Annotated in this window: 15 protein-coding genes; 14 read left to right on the top strand and 1 reads right to left on the bottom strand. The window is 70.3% G+C overall.

Features of this window, described 5'->3' with window-relative positions; genetic code table 11:
- Positions 1 to 15: 15 nt before the first annotated feature.
- The 14 genes from JNW87_RS04155 to JNW87_RS41310 all read left to right on the top strand — a co-directional run bounded on the left by JNW87_RS04155 (position 16) and on the right by JNW87_RS41310 (position 13,378).
- Positions 16 to 1,719: a VirB4 family type IV secretion system protein gene (locus JNW87_RS04155; RefSeq protein ID WP_238453124.1), complete on the top strand. Its 1,704-nt coding sequence runs from the start codon at positions 16 to 18 to the stop codon at positions 1,717 to 1,719.
- A complete protein-coding gene (locus JNW87_RS04150; protein WP_238453082.1) occupies positions 1,719 to 2,522 on the top strand; it encodes a hypothetical protein in 804 nt (267 codons plus the stop codon). Before JNW87_RS04155 ends, JNW87_RS04150 begins: the two co-directional genes overlap by 1 nt.
- On the top strand, positions 2,432 to 4,183 hold the full coding sequence (locus JNW87_RS04145; RefSeq protein WP_238453081.1) for a type IV secretory system conjugative DNA transfer family protein: 1,752 nt from the start codon (positions 2,432 to 2,434) through the stop codon (positions 4,181 to 4,183). The genes JNW87_RS04150 and JNW87_RS04145 overlap by 91 nt, the downstream gene beginning before the upstream one ends.
- 209 nt (positions 4,184 to 4,392) lie before the next feature.
- Complete coding sequence (locus JNW87_RS04140; RefSeq protein WP_238453080.1) at positions 4,393 to 5,244, top strand: replication-relaxation family protein; 852 nt, start codon at positions 4,393 to 4,395, stop codon at positions 5,242 to 5,244.
- A 316-nt stretch (positions 5,245 to 5,560) separates the two neighbouring features.
- Positions 5,561 to 6,250: a hypothetical protein gene (locus JNW87_RS04135; protein ID WP_238453079.1), complete on the top strand. Its 690-nt coding sequence runs from the start codon at positions 5,561 to 5,563 to the stop codon at positions 6,248 to 6,250.
- An 89-nt stretch (positions 6,251 to 6,339) separates the two neighbouring features.
- A complete protein-coding gene (locus JNW87_RS04130; protein ID WP_238453078.1) occupies positions 6,340 to 7,071 on the top strand; it encodes a hypothetical protein in 732 nt (243 codons plus the stop codon).
- A 511-nt stretch (positions 7,072 to 7,582) separates the two neighbouring features.
- Positions 7,583 to 8,632: a helix-turn-helix domain-containing protein gene (locus JNW87_RS04125; RefSeq protein ID WP_238453077.1), complete on the top strand. Its 1,050-nt coding sequence runs from the start codon at positions 7,583 to 7,585 to the stop codon at positions 8,630 to 8,632.
- Positions 8,629 to 8,805, top strand: a complete 177-nt coding sequence (locus JNW87_RS04120; RefSeq protein WP_238453076.1) for a hypothetical protein — start codon at positions 8,629 to 8,631, stop codon at positions 8,803 to 8,805. The genes JNW87_RS04125 and JNW87_RS04120 overlap by 4 nt, the downstream gene beginning before the upstream one ends.
- A gap of 69 nt (positions 8,806 to 8,874) precedes the next feature.
- Positions 8,875 to 9,864: a DUF932 domain-containing protein gene (locus JNW87_RS04115; RefSeq protein ID WP_238453075.1), complete on the top strand. Its 990-nt coding sequence runs from the start codon at positions 8,875 to 8,877 to the stop codon at positions 9,862 to 9,864.
- A 121-nt stretch (positions 9,865 to 9,985) separates the two neighbouring features.
- Positions 9,986 to 10,387, top strand: coding sequence for a hypothetical protein (locus JNW87_RS04110; RefSeq protein WP_238453074.1), 402 nt, complete (start codon positions 9,986 to 9,988; stop codon positions 10,385 to 10,387).
- Positions 10,384 to 10,614 (top strand): hypothetical protein, encoded by a 231-nt coding sequence (locus tag JNW87_RS04105; RefSeq protein ID WP_238453073.1) that lies wholly within the window; start codon positions 10,384 to 10,386, stop codon positions 10,612 to 10,614. Before JNW87_RS04110 ends, JNW87_RS04105 begins: the two co-directional genes overlap by 4 nt.
- Positions 10,607 to 10,828 (top strand): hypothetical protein, encoded by a 222-nt coding sequence (locus tag JNW87_RS04100; RefSeq protein ID WP_238453072.1) that lies wholly within the window; start codon positions 10,607 to 10,609, stop codon positions 10,826 to 10,828. Before JNW87_RS04105 ends, JNW87_RS04100 begins: the two co-directional genes overlap by 8 nt.
- A gap of 444 nt (positions 10,829 to 11,272) precedes the next feature.
- Positions 11,273 to 12,307 carry a C40 family peptidase gene (locus JNW87_RS04095; RefSeq protein WP_238453071.1) on the top strand — a complete coding sequence of 345 codons (1,035 nt, stop codon included), beginning with the start codon at positions 11,273 to 11,275 and terminating at the stop codon, positions 12,305 to 12,307.
- 294 nt (positions 12,308 to 12,601) lie between these two features.
- Positions 12,602 to 13,378, top strand: a complete 777-nt coding sequence (locus JNW87_RS41310; protein ID WP_375373461.1) for a helix-turn-helix domain-containing protein — start codon at positions 12,602 to 12,604, stop codon at positions 13,376 to 13,378.
- Positions 13,379 to 13,733: 355 nt separating this feature from the next.
- On the opposite strand, the gene JNW87_RS04090 is transcribed toward JNW87_RS41310, so the two are convergent.
- Positions 13,734 to 14,267: a DUF4240 domain-containing protein gene (locus JNW87_RS04090; protein WP_238453070.1), complete on the bottom strand. Its 534-nt coding sequence runs from the start codon at positions 14,265 to 14,267 to the stop codon at positions 13,734 to 13,736.
- Between the last annotated feature and the right edge of the window lie 196 nt (positions 14,268 to 14,463).

The following is a 14,463-nucleotide window of genomic DNA, read 5'->3' as shown; positions in this document are numbered from 1 at the left end:
GCGGCCGGGGACGCCATGCCCTCCCCCGCCGCTCTGTCAGTCACCCGGTCACACGTGCAGGTCGGCGACGGGTACGCCGCCACCTACGCCATCTGCGGCTACCCCGCCGAGGTCGGCCCCGCCTGGCTCGACCCACTGCTGTCCTACCCCGGACGAGTCGACGTCGCCGTGCACCTGGACCCGGTGCCACCGCAACTGGCCGCGCCGATGCTCAAGCGCCAACGCGCCCGCCTCGAATCCTCCCGCCGCCTCGACGCCGACCAGGGACGCCTGGGTGATCCGATGGTGGAGGCCGCGGCGGCCGATGCCGCCGACCTCGCCGAGCGGGTCGCCCGCGGGGCGGCGAAGCTGTTCGAGGTCGGCATCTACGTCACCATCCACGCCCGCACCCTCGACGAACTTGCCACCGTCACCGCCGGCGTGAAGTCCGCCGCCGCATCAGTGCTCCTGGACCTGCAGCCGGCGACGTTCCGCCAGCAGGAGGGCTGGATTTCCACTCTGCCGGTCGGCGTGGATCCGCTGCGGATGCGCCGCATCCTGGACAGCACCGCCCTCGCGGCGGCGTTCCCCCTCGCCTCGGCCGACCTCGCCGCCCCCTCCCCCGGCACGGTCGCCCCACCCGAGGGCGTGCTCTACGGGGTCAACACCACCAGCAACGGCGTGCTCATCTGGAACCGGTGGGCGCAGGACAACCACAACAGCGTCGTGCTGGCCCGCTCCGGCGCCGGGAAGTCGTACTTCGTCAAGCTGGAAGTGCTGCGCAACCTGTACCAGGGCACGACAGTGTCGGTCATCGACCCCGAGGACGAGTACACGCCGCTGGCCGAGCACGTCGGCGGCACCGTCGTGCAGCTCGGCCAGCCCGGCGTCCGCATCAACCCCCTCGACCTGCCCACCGACGACCGGCCCGACACGCTGACCCGCCGCGGCCTGTATCTGCACACGCTGATCTCGGTCATGCTCGGGGCGGCACCGCCGCCGGCCGAACGCGCCGCCCTCGATCGGGCCATCACCGCCACCTACAACCAGGCGGGGATCAACGGCGACCCGGCCACCTGGACCAAGCCCGCGCCGCTGCTGCGGGACCTGGCCGCCGTGCTCGCCGCCGACGATGACCCGGCCGCCGGACAGCTCGCCGCACGGCTCGCCCCCTGGACGGTCGGGAACTTCGCCAGCCTGTTCGACGGGCCGACCACCACCACCCCGGCCGGTCACCTGGTGGTGTGGTCCCTGCGGCACCTGCCCGACGAGCTGCGCACCGTCGGCACGCTGCTGGCCCTCGACTCGATCTGGTCCGGCATCGACACACCAGCCGCGGGCGGCCGCCAGCGGCGGCAGCTCGTCGTGGTGGACGAGGCGTGGCTGCTGATGCGCGACGGTGAGGGCAGCCGGTTCCTGTTCCGGATGGCGAAGGCCGCCCGCAAGCGCGCGGCGGGCCTGTGTGTGATCACCCAGGACGCGGCCGACGTGCTGTCGACCGACCTCGGCCTCGCCGTGGTGTCCAACGCCGCGACTCAGGTGCTGATGCGCCAGAGCACGCAGTCCATCGACGCGGTGTCGGAGGCGTTCAGCTTGACCGCCGGGGAGTCGCGGCTGCTGCTGTCGGCGCCACGCGGTGAGGGCCTGCTCGTCGCCGGCCGGAGCCGGATTCCGTTCCGCGCTGTCGGGTCGGCCGCCGAGCACAAGATCGCCGTGACCGGGATCGGGGAGGCCGAGTGATGATCAGCCGGACCTGGCCCGAAGAGTTTTGGAACTGGATCATCGCCCGGCCGTGGCTCGGCGTTCTCGCCGCCACCGGCTTCGTCGGCGCGGTGTTCACCTATGACCAACTGCTCGCCTGGCGGCACAAGCGACTCGTGGCCGGCGCGCGGTGGCTGACCATCGCCGCCCCGCCGGAGGTCACCAAGGAGGCAGCCGCCGCGTTCTGGACAACGCTCGTCGGCGTGCTCACTCCGCCGGGGTGGCGGCGCAGGCTCTACGGCTATCCGCATGTCGGGTGGGAGTACACCTGGACCGGCCGCGCCCTGACCATCCGGGTGTGGGTGCCCGGCACGGTGCCGCCCGGCGCAGTCCAGGCCGCCGTCCGCGCGGCCTGGCCCGCCGCGACCATGACGACCACTGACGCCGCCGCACCGATCCCGGCCGAGGTGGGCGAGGAGGTGGGTGGGGCGCACTGGCCGCAGCAACCCGACGTGCTGCCGCTGCGCAGCGAGCACGACGCCGATCCCCTGCGGGCGTTGCTCGCCGTCGGCGCCGAGGTACGCCACCGCGAACACGCGTGCGTGCAGATCCTCGCCCGCCCGGCACCCGCCCGCCGCGTCCGGGCCGCCAGACGGGCGGCGGCGACCAGCAGCAACCATCCCCACGGGCGGCCGACGCGGCCGCCCGCGCCGTCTCCGGCGCGGCGCGGCTGGCCATCGAACCCCTCCTGTTGCTCCTCGACGTGTTCACGCCCGGCCCGTCCCGGCCCCGCAGCCCGGCATACGCCACCGCAGCGCGGGCGGCCGAGCGGGACCCAGTAGCCAGCGCCGACGCCCGCACGATCGTCGACAAGGCCGTGCGGGTGCCGCACTTCGAGATCGCGGTCCGGTTCGCCGTGGCCGCCGACGCGGACAAGACACCACCGGCCCCAGAGCGGGCCACGCAGGTCCGCGCACGACTGCTCGGGCTCCGACACACCATCGCCTCGGCCGCCGCGACATACACCGGCCCGAACCGGCTGCGGCGCATGAAGATTCCGCAGCCGGCCGCCACTCTCGCCGGGCGCAGGCTGCGGCGCGGGTTCCTGGCCACCGTGCCGGAACTCGCGGCCCTCGCCGCGCTGCCGCAAGACCTCGCCGTGCCGGGCCTGGACCGGGCGCGGGCCAAGGCCGTGCCGGCGCCTGTGCAGGTGCCCTCCGGCGGGCGGGGCGTGAAGGTGCTGGGCCGGTCGCAGATCGGCCGCCACAGCGTCGGCCTGAACGTGACCGACGCCCGGCAGCACGTGCATGTGGTCGGCAAGACCGGCGTCGGCAAGAGCACTCTGCTGCTGAACATGATCCTCGGCGACATCAAAGCCGGCCGCGGGACGGTGGTCATCGACCCGCGCGGGGACCTGATCACCGACATCCTCGACCGGCTCCCCGCCTCCCACGCGAAGAAGATCGTGATCATCGACCCGGACCAGGAGAACCCGGGCTGCTTCAACCCCCTCGACGACCAGGGCGACCCGCACCTGGCGGTGGACAACCTGGTGGGCATCTTCGCCAAGATCTTCCAAGGGCAGTGGGGCCCCCGCATGGACGACACCATGCGGGTGGCGTGTCTGACGCTGATGCGGCACGCCAAACCCACCCTGAGCCTGATCCCGTCGCTGTTGCAGGACCGGGAGTTCCGGGCCAGGTTCACTCACGGCCTGGACGACCCGGACGGGCTCGGCGGGTTCTGGCTCTGGTACGACGGCATCAACGAGCAGTTCCGCGGCCAGGTCATCGCCCCGGTCCTCGCACGGTTGCGGGCCTTCCTACTGCGGGACTTCGTCAAGAGCGTGATCGGCAACGCCCACTCGTCGTTCGACATGGGCACAGTGCTCGACGGCGGAGTCCTGCTGTGCCGGCTACCCAAGGGCATCCTCGGTGAGGAGACCAGCCGGATCCTCGGCTCGCTGATCGTCGCCCGGGTGTGGCAGGCCGCCATCGCCCGCGCCACCATCCCCGAGCGCCAGCGAAAAGACGCCTGCCTCTACGTGGACGAGTGTCAGAACTTCCTCGCTCTGCCGGGCAGCGTCGGCGACATGCTGGCCGAGGCACGCGGGTTCCGGCTCGGGCTCGTCCTCGCCCACCAGGACCTCGCCCAACTGCCCAAGGACGTCGCCGCGGCGGTATCGGCCAACGCCCGGTCGAAGCTGTTCTTCACCGTCGACCCGGCTGATGCGCGGGAGCTGTCCCGGCACACCAAACCCGAGTTGGACGAGCACGACCTCGCCCACCTCGACGTCTACACCGCCGCCGCGCGGCTGCTGGTCGACAACCGGGAACTGCCCGCGTTCACCTTCGTGACCAACCCGCCGGCGCCCGTCGTGGGTGAGGCGACCGCGATCCGGCAGGAGTGCGCCACCGCCCACAGCCGCACCGACGGTGAGCCGCCGATGCAGCAGCTTGCCCGCACGGCGATGAAGCGACGGATGACCGATCGCGACCGCTGACATCCGGGCTGGCGCGGTTGGCGCCTCGGCTGGGTGCGGCATCGGGGGCTCGTTTGGGGGTGTCCGCGACACGAGTCCCCCTGCGAGCCCTCTCAAGCCAGCTTGTCAGGTGCCTGAGCTGCCGAAACCTACCCGGGAACACACCCGGAGGCAAGATCAACGTATCCAGACTCCCTACGGGATTCTCTGTCCACAGGGGTGAACCATCTATGCCGCAATCGCGCTCTGCCGGCCTGCTGGCCATCTACCCGCACATCACCGCCCGTGACCGCCAGCTGCTCCAACTCCTCGACGACCACCAGGTCCTCACCACCGACCAGATCCACCGCATGCTGTTCCACGCCCGCCGGACCTGCCAGATCCGCCTCGGTGAACTGGCCGCCCTGGGTCTGCTGGACCGGTTCCGGTTCGCCCGCGCCGGGGGCGGCAGCCAGCCATGGCACTGGACGCTCGGCCACCAGGGGCACGGCTTCCAAGCCGCCGCCAACCAGCGGCCCGAGCCCACCCTGCGGGCGAGCCGGCAGATCACGCATCGGCTGTCGGCCAACCCGCATTTGACCCACCTGCTCACCGCCAACGAGTTCTTCGTCCGCCTCACCGCGTACGCCCGCCGGCGCCCCGAGACGCGGCTGGACCGGTGGTGGTCGGAGACGACCACCACGAAGCAGTTCCGGACGATCACCGCCGACGGGCACGGCCTGTGGAGCGTCGGCGACACCACGGTGGGGTTCTTCCTGGAAGCCGACACCGGCACCGAACCCTTGGGCCGGGTGGTGGCCAAGCTCGACCGGTATGGGCAGCTGATCGGCCGTGGCGGGCCCCGCTACCCGGTGCTGTTCTGGCTCGGCAGTGAGCAACGCGAAGAACACCTGCACCGGCTCCTGCACACCCGAGGCGACGACGTGCCGGCCGCGACCGCTACCGGCAATGGCGATCCCGCCGAAGCGGTCTGGCTCCCGGTCGGCGCCACCAGCAGAACCCGGCTCATCGACCTGCCCAGCGACCACGGGCAGCCCGTAGCGGACAACCCGAACTACGACGACGGCGTCTTCGTGCTCTGACAGACCCTGACAGCCGCGCGGCTGTTCCTGTCAGCGCAGGTCACCGGCATGGCCGTGATTTCTGACCGGGCTTGTGCTGTCAGGTCACGAAGTTACGGTGCAGGCTCACCTCTCTATTGCTCGCACCGCCGCCCGTCTGTCCTCCTCGGATCTGCCCGCGCCGCGGGATCGCCGACAGCCCACCCTCTTGTGGTCGGCTCGCGATCCACGCCCCGCACCCTCGTTCACGGCAGCTTCCCCGGCTTAGACGCCGCGATCCGGTGACACCACCGCGCGTCCATTCATGCGCGTTCCTTCGCGAAGGGAGCACTATGTCATGCCCACGCCCAGGCCGCTCACCGTTCAGGTCGTCACCGTCTGCTTCGCCGCCGGCGAAGACGCCGACTGGTTCGCCGCCTCGGAAAAAGGCCACGACCATCTGCACGCTCACGGCACCCCCGTCCGCCGCTACCATGTCCGTCACCGCCGTCTCATCGGCTGGCTGACCCGCTTCTTCGGCTACCACCTACTCGACGCCGCCCGCCGCTTCGGCGCGATCACCATGGCCGCCGGGGGCCGCAAGAGCCGCCTCGACCTGACCGGCACCGCCGCGAAGGCCGCCCACGGCGCCACCCGACGATGGCGCGCGTGGAACGCCCACATCGGCGCCACCACTAGGCCGGCCCGCCCTTGGGAGGACTACCTCGCCCAGCACCTCGCCGACCCCGGCAAGGTCACGCTGAACGAGGCCCGCCGCCGCTTCGAGCAGCAACCAAGAGTCCTGGCGATGCTCGCCCACTCGTTCGACCCCTACGAGTTGCCCGTCTACCAAGCCGGTGAAGGCACCTACGTCGGGCTCTACTGGCGCATCGCGCTGATCGGGGACGCGCTGATCACCACCGATGGCCGGCTACTCATCGCGGCCAGCGCCTCCGTCGCCGACCGGCTCCGCTTCCTCAACGAGGCATGCGCCTACCTGCGCAGCCTGCGCTCCAACGCACGACTGTGCGCCGTCGCCATCGCCTAACCCCCCTACACACCGACGACCGGTCGCAGCCCCGCTGCGACCGGCCCTCGGCATGCCCGCAACCCTGAGGCCCACAAAGGAGACTCCCGATGTTCCTGACTGACCCGGCGCTTCGGCGCATCGCCGCCGACACCAACGACGTCCTTCCCGAGCAGCTGTGGCGCCACGACACCGCGAACCTCGACCCGATCGGCGACCTCGCCCGCGTCCTGCACAAGACCGCCCGCGACTTCACCGACAGCACCACCAGCCTCGACCAGGCCCTCACCCGCGTGAGTGTGCTCGCCGACACGGCCCGGCAAGGACTGGCCGCCCGAGCCGACCTGCACTTGGCCGGCTACCACCGAGCTCTCACCGACGCGCTCGCCGCCCGCGAGCGGCACACCGTCCTCGGGGCGGGACTCGTCAGCGCCTACCGCGCCTGGCGCAACCACCGGCCCATCGGCGACGGCGACCAGCGGCACCTGCTCCTGCGGCGCAGCGACCCGTCACGTGGCGTGGCGACGCTGCGGCTCAAAGATCCGCACACCTGGCTGGTGGTGCCCGACGCCGAGGCCGCCAGCGCCTTCGTCGTCCCCTACCCGGATCGGGTCGTCGGCGACGTCACCGAGACCGACCAGGGGTGGGCGCCGACCGCTTACACCGATCCGCAGCATCTGCACATCAAGGCCGGCATGGCGTATCCGCTGCCGGTGTGTGACGAGCTTGCCTCGGCCTGCCGGTCGCTGCTGCGCTGGTGGCACCTGCGCCACTCCGACGCCTGGCGCAGCCGCACCCCCGCCCAGCTCACCCCGGCCGAGCTCGCTCACCTCGCCAATTAGCAGCGCACCGCAGCGCGATGGGTCACCGGGGTTGCGCTGACATCCGGGTTGCGCCCTCAGCCAGCACGCCGCCGCCCCATCCCGGCCGCCGCACCCTTCCCCCGGCTGCCGGCGGCGGCGCGATCGCAACCCCGGAACACGCTCCGGGTCGTCCCGGCCACACCGACTCCCGCTGCAACCATCAGCTCGCCGGGCGGACCAGCCGCTACGTCGTCCGACCTGATGGTCGGAACCGGACAGCTGCGCCTGTCCCAGCCTGACGCCGGACTTACCGCCACCCTGCCGAAGGCAGGCGCTACATCCTGCAGCCGGCGGCCGCCGAGCCCACCGACTCCGGCCGCTTCGGCCGCATCCCGCAGCCGCGAGGCCACCGGACCGTAATCCAGCAGCACGCAGCGCGCCGCTGTGGGCGCCTGCCGCGCTGACCGCTGCCCCGCGACCCGGCGCACCACCGCCCGGCACAACACCGGGCCGGGCATTCCCAACCCCACGTTCCCAAGGAGGGAACTCGATGGAAAACCTGTCCCTGACACCTGCCACGCAGGCCGTCCTCGATGCCCTGACAGCTCTCGGTCAGGGCAACGTCCACGAACTGGCCGACAGGTCGGGCAAGGCCCGCTCGACCACTGACAAGGCGATCAAGACGCTGGCCGACGCCGGGGTGATCGTCGCAGTGGACACCGGGGCCGACTCCGCGGAGGGCGCGCCGACTCAGTGGAGCCTCGCGACCCCGGCCACCGACGCCGTGCCCGACGACGTCGCCGACCGCGGCGACGGACACACGGCCGGCGCGGACGAGACCGAGCAGTCCGCCGACCCGGACCCCGTCAACGCGGCCGACGAGCCGGCCACCCGCGACACCGAACCGGCCGACCACCCGGGCAACGGCACCGACGGCGACGGCACACACGAGGAGACCGACGAGGCGGCGAACGAGACCGACCGATTCGACGCCAGCGGCGAGGCCTCCGACGACGCCGACAATGGCAACGAGGGTGGCGAGGCCCGGACAGTCACCGTTGTGCAGCCGACGCGTCCCGGTGACCGCAAGGTCATGGCGATCAAAGGCGTACTGGCCGACTACGGCGACGACGGCGCAACCCTCGACGTGATCGTGGCCGAGAGCGGCATCGGTCACGTCACCGCCGCCCGGCTGCTGACCGTGATGGAGCAGGCCGACGCCGCTCGACGGCGGCCCGACCTGCCCGAGCAGTGGATCCCGGGTCCGACCAAGGCCAGCGAGGTCGACCCGAACCCGGAACCGCCCCGCTGCCCGCTCTGCCTTCACGTGATCCGCGGCGGGGCGAACACGCCGAACGCCAGGGCCACGGTGCTGCCGCTGATCCGGCCGGACGGCACCCTGCATGTCGTCGGCCCAGACGGCGAGACCCACGTCGTCACTCTGCCCACCCGCCCAGGCCCGCGTACGCCGGGCGCCGCGGGCAGTGTGGGCCGGCGCAGCGACGTGACCGTCAACGCCGACGGCAGCCAACCGTTCGGCCGGGGCGAGCTGGAGAAGCTCACCCTCGACGTCCTTGCCGCCAACCCCGGCACGCGATGACCCCGCAGGACATCGCCACCGCCATCGGCGGGCAACTCGGCCGCACCGTCAGTTCCGGGGCGGTGCGCAACAACTGCACCAAGGCCGCCGCCGCCGGCCGCATCCTCCTGGTCTCGGACACGCCGCTGACTTTCGCCTACCCGGCGCAGGTCAACGCCGCCGAGCCGTCCTGACCCACCAATCCATCGCGGGGGGCCGAGCCGTGCGCTCGGCCCCCTCAACCGTATGAACAGGAGAAGCCCGTGCCGCACGAACTGGAGACGTTCGCGGACGGAACGACCGCCTTCGCCAGCGCCCGCCTGTCGGCCTGGCACCAACTCGGCACCGTCACGCAGGACACCCTGCGCGCCGAGGACATCATGGCCGCCGCCCGGCTCGGCGACTGGGGCGTACGCACCATCCGCACCGTCGGCATCGACTTCGTCGATGGGATTGAGGTGCAGATCCCGGCCGACAACAAGCGGATGACTGTGCGCCGCAACCCGGTGACCGGCGCCACCGAGTACCTGGGCATTGTCGGCACCGACTACACGGTGGTCCAGAACGAGCAGTGCGCCGAGATGCTGGATCGCCTGGTGGATGAGGTGGGTGGCGCCCACTTCGAGACCGCCGGCAGTCTGCGCCGCGGCAAGAGCGTGTTCGTGACCATGAAGCTGCCGACGGCGATGGAGATCGCCGGGGTGGACTGCCTGGACCTCTACCTGATCGGCACCACCTCCCACGACGGCACCGCTGCGCTGCGGGTGGACGCCAGCCCCATCCGAGTGGTCTGCGCGAACACCCAACGCGCCGCCTTCGCCAACTCGGTCGGGCACTACACGTTCCGGCACACCTCCAACGTCAACTCCCAGATCAGCCAGGCCCGTGAGGCCCTGGGCCTGATGTGGAAGTACATGGAGACCTTTGAGAAGGCCGCCGAGCGGATGCTGCAGACCGAGCTGACGATGCGCGAGTTCGAATCGGTGGTGGCGCAGGTGTGGCCGGTCAAGGACAACGCCTCCGAGCAGACCCGCAACAACGCCAAACAACGCCTCGGCACGCTCAAGTACCTGATCCGCGAGGCCGACACCCAGAAAGCCATCACCGGCAGCCGGTGGGCCGGCTACCAGGCCATCACCGAATACCTCGACCACTACCAGCCTGCCAATAACGCCATCGTCCGCGCCAACCGTGTCCTCACCGGCAACGTCGGCGACCTGAAGGTGGCCGCCTTCGACCTGCTCAAGGTCTGACCACCCGTCCCTCCACCTCACCGGGGCGGCGGTCACCCGCCGCCCCGGCTCACCAACGAAAGGGACACCCCATGGCACAGCCCACACCCATGAAGTGGGGATCAGACCGAGTGGCCAGCCGATGAGTTACCACGTCCGCCACCCTCGCGACCTGCGGCAGTCGGTGTGCGGCCTGCCCGCTGCCGACGTCGGCAAGTGGGAGACCGAGGACCGGCCGCGCATCGACTACACCTGCGAAGACTGCTACAGCCTGCTTCCCGAAGCTCAACGGCCCGACGACGCCAACCACCCGCCAGGCGACGCCACCCTCATCGACACGCTGCGGCGCATCGTCGCCGACCGCCAGTACGCCAAGATCGACGGAGTGCTCGTCGACGTGTGGTCCGCCAGCGTCACCGTCCTGATCTGGGACCGGCTCGCCGACGACAAGCGGCAGCGGCTGCTGACCCTGCCGTCACACGAGTTGATCCTTCGCTGCATTGCCGTCTACACCCGCCTGACCAGGGCCGGAGGCGGCCAGTGACCGGCCCTCGACAACCCCAGTGGTTTCACTTCGGGCCGTGGGCGTTCTCCATCGACGCCGCCGACGCGCTGATCGCCACCACGCCCCCCGACACCCAGTCGCTCGACGTCACGACCTGGGCTACCGCCTACGGCCTGAACCGGCTCGACGACCCGCACCGGGTCAACCTGATCGGCCCGACCAGCACCGGCCTCAACCGCGACTGCCATGACGACCGACTTGTCTAAACCTCTGATCGTCGCCCAACTCGACGTTCCCGGGCACCCACCCATTGCGCTACTGATCGACGGCATACACCGCCTCTACCGCGCCTGGCGCGAGCACGTGCCGCGGCTACCCGCCTACCTGCTCACCGCCGAGGAAACCCGCCGGATCCAGGGCGACATGCTCCTGGGACCGGGCCGGGCGTCCATCATGCCGCCGACCTGGATGACGGCCTGACGCCATCGTTCCCGCCGCGTACGCCTCGGGCGCTGCCTGCCGCCGGCGGCGACCGAGGCGTACGTACACGCCCTGCGCTGAGACCTCATGGCATACACGCAACCGGGCACAGGGTCTGCGACTGCCGTCGCCTCGCGCACCGTCACCTGCCGCGCACCGCCTACAACGAGTCCCACTGCGCCCGCACCATCACTGCCTCACTCAGCTCCTCTGCGATACCTGCCCCGGCCGGGGCTGGTCGCGAAATCCGGCGCTACGCGACCCCAGTCGACGCCAGCCATCTGCTGTTGGAAACGGCCGGCCCGATCGCCGATCTCCTCTGCAGCACCTGCGCCGAGGCTTCCGCGCATCCACACCTGCGGTCCGCCTTCTCGCACCTGCGGTCCCGGCCGCGCGTCCGCGCGGAGACCGGCCTTTTTTCGTGTTCAAGGGAAGGGCAACAACATGACCAAGATCATCATCGGAGTCGTCACCGTCGTCGTCGTGGCCTGCTTCGGACTGCCCATGCTGCTGCTGTCGGCCGTTATGGGCGGCGGCTCCAGCGGATGCGGCATCGTCGCCCCGCCCGCCGTGCGCCCCTCCGGGCAGCCGCCCGGCGCCGGTAGCTGGGACACCGAGCAGTTGGAGACCGCCGCGACCATCATCGACGTCGGCGTCGCCAAAGGCGTACCCCGCTGGGGCTGGGTCATCGCCGTCGCCACCGCCATGCAGGAATCAGGCCTGCGCAACCTGCCTTACCTCGGCGACAGCAACGACCACGATTCCATCGGAGTGTTCCAGCAGCGCCCGAGCCAGGGCTGGGGCAGCATCGCGCAGCTGTCCGAGCCCGCCCACCAGGCGGGCAAATTCTTCGACAAGCTCCTGACCATTCCCGGCTGGGAGACGATGCCTCTCACCGAGGCCGCCCAGGCGGTCCAGGTCGCGGCCTTCCCCGACGCGTACGCCAAGTGGACCGACGACGCTTTGCACCTGGTGGAGCAGCTGACCAGCACCCTGACGAACTGCGCCCCCGATGCGCCCGCCGCCCTCCCGGACGGGTTCGCGCTCCCCGCCAACACCCCGCCCGCCGTCACGACCGCCATCTTCTGGGCCGTAAGCCAACTCGGCACCCCGTACCACTTCGGCGGATCATGCACCGACCCGCACTCCGGCAACCCCGACAAACAGTGCGACTGCTCATCGCTCATGCAGGCGGCGTACCGAGCGGCCGGCATCTCCATCCCCCGCGTCACCACCGACCAGGCCAACGCCGGTAAGGCCGTAACCGATCCGGCGCTCCTGCTCCCGGGCGACCTCATCCTCATCCCGGGCAGCCAAGGCACCATGACCAACCCACGTCACGTCGGCATGTACCTCGGCGAGGGACTCATCATCCAAGCCCCGAAGACCGGCGACGTCGTCCGGATCACTCGGCTGAGCAGCTGGATCGATCAGATCGCAGCGCTCCGTCGCATCGCTGCTCCATCGGGTGAGGGCTGATCGAGCGCCGCACCAACTGGCCTGCGCAGCATCTGATCTGGGGCGCCGACAACGTCCGCTGGCGGTCCCGGCTGACGTGGCTTGACCCGGGCGACGGATTGAGCGTGGATCAGGTCCGCCGGTGGCTGATCCGTCGGTGACAGTCCGCAACATCACCCCACTGCCCGACAGCACCTGCTGACGAAGAGGCGCAAGCGATGGCCAGTCCTGCCTGGGGCCTACAAGCTCCGCCATAGATCCCTGCCGTGAGCGATCGCACGACCCGCGCTCACCACCATCCTCAGGTACTCCGGCATGCCCGTCCCCGCGGCTGCCAGGGACCCGGCTCTCACGCCGATGTCGGCTGATGGCCGGGCCGTGGTGAAAAACGCCGCAGCAACAGACGTTCGCCTACGTAACGCTCCGCCGCACTGGAAGTGCCGGCGGTTTGCACCCAGAGATTGGCCCAGGGCGCCACGACAGGCGCCGCGGACCCTGACGGACGGAGATCCGCAAGCCATGAGTCAAGCCGTCAAGGCTGCCTTGCTCACCACAAAAGATCTTGGGAAGAACGAGCGAGCGGTGGCCATCGCCATCGCCGCCCACGCCAACCGCGAGGGCAACGCCTGGCCATCCGTGGCCACCCTCGCCGAGTACGTCGGCTGCTCCGAGCGCACAGTGCAACGATGCCTGGCCAAGCTCGTGCAACTGGGTCGCCTCATCGTGTCGAAGGTCGCCGGCATCGCCACCCGCGTCTATCGGCTGGTGCACACGAACCGACGGACCACACCCGCAGCGGGGGTGACAGAACAACCGGCAGGGGTGACACATTCGCCTGCCGGGGGTGACAGCCAGAGTGTCACCCGAAGTACTGAAGACCAATTGAAGGGCGACGCGCCCGTGAGCCCTCCGGGGTGGCGGCGGTTTCTACCGGCGAGTCGGCCGGTTCCGGTGCCAGCCCGGACCGCCTGGCGGCCGCGCGCGGCCACGCCAAACGTCGGCAGTGGTGGCCGGTGCCAACGTCCTGGGCATATTGGTCAGCCCGCTGGCCGCTGCGTCCCCTGCCGTTCCGAGGCGATCGAGCGCAGGTGAACGGCCCGACCGTTGGGCGCTGACGAGATGCTGTCGGCTCTGCAGTGGACCTTCGTCGCGCTGGTGCTTCCGCCGATCAACAAAGCAGCTCTGCAATACGGCACCCCGCTTCTGCTGAAATGTCGGCGGCCGAGCCGCTGGGTCAACATCGACCCCGACTTCCAGAGCACCACGAGCCGCACCATCCAACGGCCTAACTACCGGTTGGACGCACGCAACAGCGAACCTTCGAGCTGGCCGATCCAACCGACGGCGGCGCCAGCCATCCACAGCCGCTCAGGCCAGCCAGCACTGAGCGTTCCACGCGCACGCACATCGGCTATGACGGTGCTAAGTGGCAGATCCGCTGGCGCGACTAATCCATGAAAAGCGCCGCGAGCCTCGGCAGACGCCGACGGATCTCACCGTCGTCCTCGAAGTCCCAGCCCTGGCCGAGCTCCGGGTATCTGCCGGTGACCGCATTGGGCAGCTCCAAGCTTCCTGTCGCGGCCGCGTATGCGTCCCATACGACGCCATACATGGTCTCGCTCTCGAGATCGAACTCGCCATCGACCGCAACGCGTTGGACCACCGGGAGGCCTGCGAGCGAATCGGGGTCTGCCACAGCGCGTTCAAACGTCTCTCGCCCCTGGGTGAGCAGCCAGCCGCGGAAGTACTCGAAGCCGTCGTCGGAGCAACCGCCGTTGATCAGATAGGCCGCCTGCCATAGGTCCCACCCGTACGACTGCGCCCGCAGATCCCACAGCGGCTGCGCCAGTTCCGCGATTCTGTCGGCCGGCAGGGCAGTCAGCAGGCGCAGTGTCTGTTCGGCGACGTCCTCGGCGTCCGAGGGGTCGGTCGCGCACTCCCGTGCCTTCGCCACCACGTTCCAGAACTCATCAACACTCACGACGCCGGAGTATGGCAGGGGTCTATGACTTCACCGCCCACCATTCGACGTCGTGCCCGTGCCTGACAGCCCGTCTAGCTCATCGCGCCCTGGAATACAGGGTGATTGCGTAGTCGGCCGACGGGTGCCCTGAGCTGGGAGTTCAAGGGGTGAGCGGCCTTTGTGGAGCGGGTGAGATCACGTCGGTGATCATGGA

This window comes from Micromonospora sp. ATA51 (assembly GCF_016802855.1).
Taxonomy (GTDB): domain Bacteria; phylum Actinomycetota; class Actinomycetes; order Mycobacteriales; family Micromonosporaceae; genus Micromonospora; species Micromonospora sicca.
Note: the sequence above shows the minus strand (reverse complement) of the source record. Positions and strands in the feature narration are given on the sequence as shown.

What these genes read in the sequence shown, in the direction of transcription:
- JNW87_RS04155 (WP_238453124.1), top strand. Translation starts at nt 16, where the DNA reads ATGCCCTCCCCCGCCGCTCTGTCAGTCACCCGGTCACACGTGCAGGTC.
- JNW87_RS04150 (WP_238453082.1), top strand. Translation starts at nt 1,719, where the DNA reads ATGATCAGCCGGACCTGGCCCGAAGAGTTTTGGAACTGGATCATCGCC.
- JNW87_RS04140 (WP_238453080.1), top strand. Translation starts at nt 4,393, where the DNA reads ATGCCGCAATCGCGCTCTGCCGGCCTGCTGGCCATCTACCCGCACATC.
- JNW87_RS04135 (WP_238453079.1), top strand. Translation starts at nt 5,561, where the DNA reads ATGCCCACGCCCAGGCCGCTCACCGTTCAGGTCGTCACCGTCTGCTTC.
- JNW87_RS04130 (WP_238453078.1), top strand. Translation starts at nt 6,340, where the DNA reads ATGTTCCTGACTGACCCGGCGCTTCGGCGCATCGCCGCCGACACCAAC.
- JNW87_RS04125 (WP_238453077.1), top strand. Translation starts at nt 7,583, where the DNA reads ATGGAAAACCTGTCCCTGACACCTGCCACGCAGGCCGTCCTCGATGCC.
- JNW87_RS04120 (WP_238453076.1), top strand. Translation starts at nt 8,629, where the DNA reads ATGACCCCGCAGGACATCGCCACCGCCATCGGCGGGCAACTCGGCCGC.
- JNW87_RS04110 (WP_238453074.1), top strand. Translation starts at nt 9,986, where the DNA reads ATGAGTTACCACGTCCGCCACCCTCGCGACCTGCGGCAGTCGGTGTGC.
- JNW87_RS04095 (WP_238453071.1), top strand. Translation starts at nt 11,273, where the DNA reads ATGACCAAGATCATCATCGGAGTCGTCACCGTCGTCGTCGTGGCCTGC.
- JNW87_RS41310 (WP_375373461.1), top strand. Translation starts at nt 12,602, where the DNA reads ATGCCCGTCCCCGCGGCTGCCAGGGACCCGGCTCTCACGCCGATGTCG.